The organism is Streptomyces sp. MP131-18 (assembly GCF_001984575.1).
GTDB lineage: Bacteria > Actinomycetota > Actinomycetes > Streptomycetales > Streptomycetaceae > Streptomyces > Streptomyces johnsoniae.
In genome coordinates this window covers 4922836-4930736 of the sequence record NZ_LZNS01000001.1, presented here as the reverse complement: position 1 = coordinate 4930736, position 7901 = coordinate 4922836, and the positions used below count along the sequence as shown (strand labels likewise).

At 75.6% G+C, this 7901-nt stretch carries 6 protein-coding genes and 2 pseudogenes; 5 read left to right on the top strand and 3 right to left on the bottom strand.

The window, feature by feature from the left end; translation table 11 throughout:
• Positions 1–146, bottom strand: a pseudogene (locus tag STBA_RS38945) (ABC transporter ATP-binding protein); the annotation flags it as partial.
• A gap of 360 nt (positions 147–506) precedes the next feature.
• On the opposite strand from STBA_RS38945, the gene STBA_RS22420 reads away from it, so the two are divergent.
• The 3 genes from STBA_RS22420 (at position 507) to STBA_RS22410 (ending at position 3528) form a co-directional block, all read left to right on the top strand.
• Complete coding sequence (locus STBA_RS22420; protein ID WP_077060963.1) at positions 507–1799, top strand: DUF6716 putative glycosyltransferase; 1293 nt, start codon at positions 507–509, stop codon at positions 1797–1799.
• Between the two features lie 62 nt (positions 1800–1861).
• Positions 1862–2536 (top strand): SurA N-terminal domain-containing protein, encoded by a 675-nt coding sequence (locus tag STBA_RS22415; RefSeq protein WP_077060962.1) that lies wholly within the window; start codon positions 1862–1864, stop codon positions 2534–2536.
• On the top strand, positions 2533–3528 hold the full coding sequence (locus STBA_RS22410; protein ID WP_077060961.1) for a MazG family protein: 996 nt from the start codon (positions 2533–2535) through the stop codon (positions 3526–3528). Before STBA_RS22415 ends, STBA_RS22410 begins: the two co-directional genes overlap by 4 nt.
• A gap of 61 nt (positions 3529–3589) precedes the next feature.
• Here the strand turns inward: STBA_RS22410 and STBA_RS38940 are convergent, their stop codons facing one another.
• Both STBA_RS38940 and STBA_RS38935 read right to left on the bottom strand, forming a co-directional pair.
• Positions 3590–4084 (bottom strand): SUKH-3 domain-containing protein, encoded by a 495-nt coding sequence (locus STBA_RS38940; RefSeq protein WP_171987896.1) that lies wholly within the window; start codon positions 4082–4084, stop codon positions 3590–3592.
• 66 nt (positions 4085–4150) lie between these two features.
• A pseudogene (locus tag STBA_RS38935) lies at positions 4151–4507 on the bottom strand (YwqJ-related putative deaminase); the annotation flags it as partial.
• A 152-nt stretch (positions 4508–4659) separates the two neighbouring features.
• Here STBA_RS38935 and STBA_RS22400 point away from each other — a divergent pair.
• Positions 4660–5634: an SMI1/KNR4 family protein gene (locus STBA_RS22400; protein ID WP_077060960.1), complete on the top strand. Its 975-nt coding sequence runs from the start codon at positions 4660–4662 to the stop codon at positions 5632–5634.
• Positions 5631–7874: an SUKH-4 family immunity protein gene (locus tag STBA_RS22395; RefSeq protein WP_077060959.1), complete on the top strand. Its 2244-nt coding sequence runs from the start codon at positions 5631–5633 to the stop codon at positions 7872–7874. Before STBA_RS22400 ends, STBA_RS22395 begins: the two co-directional genes overlap by 4 nt.
• Positions 7875–7901: the final 27 nt, after the last annotated feature.

Below are 7901 nucleotides of genomic sequence, written 5' to 3'. Positions count from 1 at the left end.
CGTTCGATGTCCACGCTCACGTTGTCAAGGGCCAGGACCTGCGTCTCGCCGGACCCGTACGCCTTCACGACGCTCTCGGCCCGCGCGGCAACCGCTGAGTGGCCTCCGCTGCCCCCGGTCGTCGGAACCTCTACAGCCGTTGTCACGTTGATCTCCTTCTGGAGCGTGTCGGAAATTCTGTGGGGAGGTGCACGGAAAGCTGTGCACGGAAAAGTGTTGGTGCCAGAAGCCTAAGGACGCCCAGAGGCCGACTCGTCGCCCCAGGGAAGGAGGCGTGAGTAGGCGCAAAGTCGGACGCCGCCCTTAGGGGACGCACCACGAGGATGAGGCATGCCGTAGGGGACGCCGGTATCCGGGGTCTGCCCCGGCACCGCCCGGGGGCCGTCCGGCACGACAAACCGCAGGCAGGCGGTACTCTGGCCTCTCCGCGCGGGGCCACCCCGTTCCCCCCGATCAACCCTCAAGCGCAATCCGGGACATGCGGTCCCGTCGAGAGGATGCAGGCGATGGGAAGCGCCGTTCCCCGGGCCCTCGTGCTCGCGGATTCCGACAGCCGGTGGAAGTGGGCCGCCCTCGTCGCCAGGCAGCTCGCGCCCAAGCATGCCCTCGACGCGCGTTTCCTGCACACCTCGACCACGCCGACCGAGCGGCAGATCTCGGAGGTGGGGGTCGTCCCCGACACCAGCAAGGTCGTCACGTACGCGGAGCTGCTCGACGACCCGGCCGTCGCCGAGGCCGACTTGGTGATCCTCGGGACCATCGGCGGCACCGTGCTCGCCCTCGTCCACAGCCTGGGGATGGCGTGGGACGGCGCGTCCCGCCGCCCCGTCGTCGTCTCCGGCTACGTCGGCGTCGTCTACGAGAACGTGGTGGACGGCCTGCTGCTGCGCGTCGGTTCCGACATCGTGCTGGCCAACAGCCCGTACGACGCCAAGCGGTTCCGCGAGGTGTACCGCGGCGTCGGCGCCGACCCGTACAGCATCGTCGAGGCCGGTCTGCCGTTCCTCGGCGGCGCGCGCCACGACCCGTCCGCCGCCGGCCGCGACCGGCCGTTCACCGTCTGCTTCGCGGTGCAGCCGACCGTGCCCGCCGGCCGCGCCGCCCGCTTCGGCCTGCTCGACAAGCTCCAGCGGCACGCCAGGCGCCATCCCGACCGCGAGGTGCTGCTGAAGCTGCGCGCCCGGGAGGGCGAGACCGCGACCCGCCTGGAACGGCACCCGTACCAGGTGCTGTTCGACGAGCTGCCGGACCCGCCGCCCAACCTGAAGGCCGTCCACGGCGACATGGGCGAAGTCCTCGACCGCACCGACCTGCTGGTCACCATCAGCTCGACCGCCGCCATGGAGGCGATCCACCGCGGCATACCCACCGCGATCCTCACCGACTACGGCGTGCGCGAGGCGCACGGCAACCACTTCTTCGTCGCCTCCGGCGCCCTCGCCTCCTTCGCACAGCTCGACGAGGGCCTGATCCCACGCGCCGACCACGGCTGGGCGGCCGAGCACGGCATCGGCCGCCGCGACCCGTTCGCCGCCGCGAAGACCAGGTTCGACCAGCTGCGCGACCGCGTCACGCCGCTGCCGCGCATGCGCCCCTACTACACGCCGCAGAACGCCTCGGACTACCTGGAGGCGCTGCTCGGCCGCCACGGCCTCGGCCTGAGCGGGCGGCCGCTGCCGGCCGGCTCGCCCGCCAACCCGACCGCGGTGCGCAAGCTGATCCAGCGCGGCGCCGGCGGCCTCTACCGGGTGGGGCGCAAGCGCGTGGCCCCCGTCATCCGCCGCCTGGCCCAGGGCTGACAGGGCCACGTGCGGCTGCATAAGATCGACCGACCTACCGGAACGCCCACGGGAGTGGCCCAGTGAAGCGCCGCCGCACGTCCGCACTGTCCGTCTCCGCCGCCGCCCTCGCCGTGACCGGGGCCCTGCTGCTCACCGGCTGCTCCACCGACGCCCACCCCGGCGCGGCGGCCGTCGTCGGCAACGAGAAGATCACCGTTTCCACCGTCCAGTCCCAGGTCGAGACCGTCCGCGACGCGCAGCGCGCACAGCCGGAGGGCGACCAGCTGGTCTCGGCCACGCCGGGACTCACCCGCGACACCGTCGAGTTCCTCGTCTACGCCCAGGTGCTCGAACATGCGGCGCGCGACGCCGGGGTCGAGGTGACGCGGCGCGACGTGCAGGCCGCGCGCGCCCAGACCGAGCAGAGCATCGGCGGCGCCGACGCGCTCGAACAGGCCGCGCTGATGCCGCAGGGCGGCACGCCGATGGCCGGGGACGAGCAGATCGACCGGATGCTGCGCATCCAGCTGCTGTTCCAGGGCCTCGCGCAGGCACTCGGCGCGGCGCCCGACGCCTCGGGCGTGCAGCAGGTGGCCGCGACGCTGGCCGAGACCGCCGACGAGGTCGGCGTCGAGATCAACCCGCGGTACGGCACGTGGGACGCGGAGGCCGTCGTGCTGGCCGACGCGCCCGCGCCGTGGCTGAACGCGGGCGGCGAGGAGGCGCAGACGCAGCCGGTTACGCTCGACGGGTGACCGACGGCCGCATCGTTCTGCTGACCACCACCGACCGCGTGGCCCCCGGGCTGCTGTCCTTCGCCGCCTGGGACGCGCTGCGCGGCGCGGACCGCGTGCTGTGCCGCGACGCGGCGCACCCGCAGCTGCCGTACCTCGCCGACGCGGGCGTCTCCGTCGAGACCGGGGCGCCCGAGCTGACCGACGCGCCCGCGCTCGTGGCCGCGTGCGCGGGCGGGCGCACGGTCGTGGTGATCGCCGCGGCGGACGGCGAGCCGCTGCTGACCGGCGGGCTCGCCGCGCTGGCCGGTTCCGGCCGGGCCGCGGCGCTGCCCGAGCTGGAGCTGCTGCCCGGCTCCTACGACCTCCCCGGTGCGCGGCTGATCGACCTGGTGCAGGTGATGGACCGCATCCGCGCCACCTGTCCGTGGGCCTCCACCCGCACCGCGCGGGACCTGGCGCGCTACGGCCTGGAGGAGATGTACGAGCTGGTCGAGGCCATCGAGGCGGGCGACCGCACGGAGCTGCGGGAGGAGCTGGGCGACGTCCTGCTCCAGGTCGTCTTCCACGCCGCGATCGCGCGGGACGACCCGGAAGCCCCGGACGAGGCGTTCGACATCGACGACGTGGCCGCCGCCATCGTCGCCAAGCTGATCCGCCGCCACCCGCACGTCTTCGGCGGGGAACGGGCCGAGACCGCGGACGACGTGAAGGCGCTCTGGCTGCGCGAGAAGGCGGCGGAGAAGCGGCGCGAGTCGGTGACGGACGGCGTTCCGCTGGGCCAGCCAGGACTGGCCCTGGCCGCGAAGCTGGCCGCCCGCGCCCGCACCGCGGGCCTGGACGCGGCGCTGCCGGGCCCCGCGGACGGGTTCGGCCACCGGCTGCTCGCGCTGGCCGCCGAGGCGGAGGCGGCGGGCGTCGACCCGGAGACCGCCCTGCGCGGCGCGGCCCGCGCCTACCGCGACGCCATCCGCGCCGCGGAGACCGGCGCGGCGCCGGGCCGCACGGCCTGACGCCGCACGCCCTGCCGCCCGGGGCGCGTCCGCCGCGCGGACGCGCCCCGGGCGGCAGCGGTCAGATGCCCTCGGGCGGCAGCAGGCGGTGGGGGGCCGCGCCGGTCAGGAGGGTGGCCAGGCCGCTGAGCACGTCCTGCCCGAGGTACCAGTCGCCGGTGTGGTCCACGCAGTACAGCCGCCCCTCGCGGTCCACCGCGAGCAGCGCCGTGCCGCCGCCCTCCTCGCCCAGCGGGCAGAGCCGGGTGTCGAGCGCGCGGCCGAGGTCCCCGAGCGTTCGCGCCCAGTGCAGTCCTGCCAGCGGGTCGATGACGACCGCGGTGGCGGCGAACTCCCGCCCGGGGCCCACCGGATGCAGGCGCAGCGCGCCCAGCTCGGCCCACGTCTCGAAGGCCGCGGGGAACAGGCTGTGCGGATGGCCCTGCGGGGAACGGTGACCGCTGAGCGCGTCCGCCCAGCTCTCCGCCTGCGCGGTGTGCCGGCGGCCCGGCTCCCAGCCCGCCGCGGCCAGGGCCTGGTCGACGGTGCCGGCCGACCAGGGGCCGCCGGTGGCCAGGGTGTCCGCCCCGGCACCCGCGGGCGCGCCGGGCGCCGCACTGATGCTGCGCACGCCGAGCCGCGCCAGCAGCACGGTGCACGAGCGGCAGTGCGGCGCGTACGTGCCGTGCTGCGGGTCGCCGTCCTCGCGGATGTGCCGCGTGGTGATGCCCGCGTCGTGCAGCGCGGCACGGGCCTGGGGAAGCGTGTGTGCGTCCGCCTCCAGCAGGCAGCGCGAGAGCAGCGCGGGCTCGGGGCAGCGGCCCAGGTGGCGTTCGCGCTGCGCGGCGCCGAGGTCGCCGAGGATCTCGGCGACCAGCGGGTGCAGGTCGGGGACGGCGGGGGCGCGGCTGGCCGTGCCGGTCAGGGCCTGGGATCTGACCGGCAGGGACAGGGCGGCGGCGGTGGTCGGCAGGATGCCGTCGCGGCGGTGCAGAAGCACGGGGGGCGCCCCGGCGGGGCCCCGCTGCTGGCCGGGATCGCCCGGCGGCTGGCCGTGGGTATCCGATATCACGTGGACGATCGTGCCACCGTCATCCTCACCCCATAGGCTGTGCGGCAACAGCGTGACGTAACAGCAGGGGGCGTACCGCCATGACGACAGGTCGGCTCGGGCAGCAGGCCGCGCCACCGAACAGGGCCTATGCCGGACAGGTCGTGCAATTCCCCGACCCGGTCCGGGCCGCCCGCTTTCCACAGGGAATCCGGGTCGACGCGGACGGCTTCCCCGACTTCTCGCCCTACGCGAGAGCGGCGGCCGAGATCGCCGAGCCCCCCGAGGGCTTCGGCGTCGACGAGCTGCGGCTGACGGACTACGTATCGGCGAACGCCGCGCTGCACGCGTCAGGACACGAGCTGTGGGCGGATCTGCCCCACGTGGCGACGCCGCACGGCTGGACGTGGCACCACGTGGCCAGATCCAGGCGCCTTGAGCTGGTGCCGGTCGAGGTGAAGGCGCTGTTGCGGCACCACGGCGGGCTCGCCACCACACAGGTCGACCAGACCAAGCGCGGCACCCGGCCGCTGGCCGAGACCAAGCCGGTGCACTTCGCGGTGCCGCACACGGTCGCGGTGCCGGAGGACCGGGTCCTCGCGGCCGAGGAGCGCCTCGGCTACCGGCTGCCCGAGGCGTACCGCTCGTTCCTCAAGGCCGGCGGCGGCTGCGCCCCGGTGGGCGTGGCGCTCGACGCGGACCTGGGGCTGCTGGTCGACCAGCCGTTCTTCACCCTGCGCGAGGAGGCCGCGGTCAATGACCTCGTCTACATCAACAAGTGCCTGCGCGACCACCTGACGAAGGACTATCTGGCCATCGCCTTCGTGCAGGGCGGCATCCTGGCGGTGCGGGTGAAGGGCGAGGGGGCCGGCTCGGTGTGGCTGTGCGCCTACGACGACTTCAGGGACCGGGACGGGCTGACCGTCGCCCAGCGGGTCGCGGAGCTGCTGATGCCGTGCGGCGCGGACTTCGACGACTTCCTGCTGCGGCTCGCCGGCAGCCCGCCCGAGCTGACGACCGTGGCCGATCTGATGGTGGACGGCGGGTTCGCGAACGCCGTCCCGGTGGAGGGATGAGCGAAGTGGTCACGTTCGCACAGGCGCAGGAGCGCGCAGAGCGCTGGGTGAACGGTTCGGCGTCCGCGGAGCCGCGCCACGAGGTGCGCATCCGCGAGTTCGACCTCGGATTCGTCGCCTGGGCCGAGGACCCGGGCGGCGGGACGGCCGGCGGCGGGAAGCTGGTGATCGCCAGGGACAGCGGCGACACCACGCTGTGGCCCGCGCTCGCGGTCGGCGAGGTCATCCGCCGCTACGAGGAGGAGTACGGCGCGGGAGCCGCGGCCGAGCCGCCGCCCGCGCCCGCGCAGTCCGTCGACCTGAACGCGACGTCGTTCCTGCTGACGCCGCCGCAGTGGCTCCAGGAGGCCGCCGACCGGGCGGGCGTGCCCGGCGGCGCCCCGCCGCCCGCGGCGCCCGAGCCCGCGGCTCCCCAGGCGCCCGAGCCCGCCACGCCTCCGGCTCCCGAGCCCGCGGCCGCCGCACAGGCGCCGCCCGATGCCTCGCCGTGGGCCGGCAAGGACACCACGCCGCCCGCCAGCAGCCCGTGGGCGGGCAAGGACGTGCGGCCCGAGCCGAGCAGTTCGCCGTGGGCGGGCACCGACACCTCGGGCAGCGACACGGACGCCGAGTCCGTCGCGCCGCCCGCCACCGTCTTCTCGTCACCCGTGGTGCTTGACGAGGACGAGAGCACGCCGCCGCCGGCCGCGCCCTCGTCGGAGGCGCGGACGGCCGTGATGCCGCAGGGCAGCGCGCTGCCGAGCACCCGCGTGCACGAGCCGGCCCCGCCCGCGGCCGGGCCGCCGACTCCGCCGCCGTCCCCCCCGCCGCCCTCGGCCCCGCCCGGCACACCGCTGGGCCCGCCGCCCACGCCGGGACCGCCGCCGTTCCCCGGACCGCACGGCGCCGCGGACCTCGCGACCGCCGACACCGACAGGTCGCTGCCCGGCCAGCCGCCGGGCCCCGGCGGCGGGCGCGGCGCGGGCGTGCCGCCGCCGCCCGGCGCCCCGGGCGCCCCCGGCGGGGGCCGCCCGGCGGGCGGCCAGCCGCCGGACGCGGCGGCAACGGACGGCGCGGGCCCCGCGTACGTGCCGACGCAGACCGTCGACCCCGAGGTCGTGGCCGCCCTGCGGAACCCGGGACAACAGCCTCCGCCGCCGCCCCCCGCCCCCGGGCCGCCCGCGGCGAGCGCGCCGCCGCCCGGCGGCATGCCGCCCCCGCCGCCGGGGCCCGCGGCGGGGCCGCCGCCGCCCGGCGCCGGGTACGGCTACCCGCAGCCCGGGCAGCCCGCGGTCGGCTCCGGCTACATGGCGGTGCTGCGCTACCGCGCCCCCGACGGCTCCGAGCAGCAGCTGATCCGCCGCTCCGCGCCCGGCATGCCGCATCCGGAGTGGCAGATCCTGCACGAGCTGCACAGCATGAACGTGCCGCCGCAGCAGGTCATCGAGCTGCACACCGAGTTGCAGTCCTGCGAGCTGCCCGGCGGCTACTGCGCGCGCATGATCCGCGAGACATGGCCGCAGGTACGGATCACCCACACCGCCGCGTACGGGCGCGACCTGGCGTCCCGGCAGACGGGGGTGCGGCATCTGGTGGAGCACCAGGACGAGTTGCAGCAGTTCGCCGACGGGCCGCCGCGTTCCGCGCCGGTGCGCGCGCCGCTGCCGCAGCAGCAGCCGGCGCCCGCCGTGGGGCTCGACGTGATCGGCCAGGAGCTGGCGCAGGCGTTCGGCCCGCAGGGCGTCTTCCGGTACACGCCGCAGACGGTGTCGCGGCAGGGCGTTCCCGAGATCGTGGCGCAGACGCTGGTGTGGTCGGGACTGCCGCTGGAGATCGGGCCGTTCTTCTGGGCGCAGGCGCAGGCCGGCCGGCCGGTGCCCACGCTGGGCGAGCTGGCGATGGAACGCGGCATCCAGCCGGCGCCGGACGCGGGCTCCTACCTGGTGATGGGCACCGACTTCGGGCGGCAGCTGTGCGTGCAGTACGGGACGGCCGCGATCGTCGCGGTGCCGCTGGAGGCGGGCCCCGGCGGCCAGGTGGTGCCGCCGCAGTTCGTCAACGCCTCACTGCCGCAGTTCGCCCGCTGCATGGCGCTGCTTGGACGGATGTGGCGGCTGCGCCTGGGGCTGAACTCGGAGCAGGCCGGGCGCTGGACGACGGACTTCCAGATGCAGCTGGCCTCGCTCGACCCGATGGCGGTGGCCGATCCGGAGAGCTGGTGGTCCGTTCTTCTGGAACAGATGTGGGACGGTCTGCTTTAGGGCCCTTCTTCAAAGGGACCCACATAC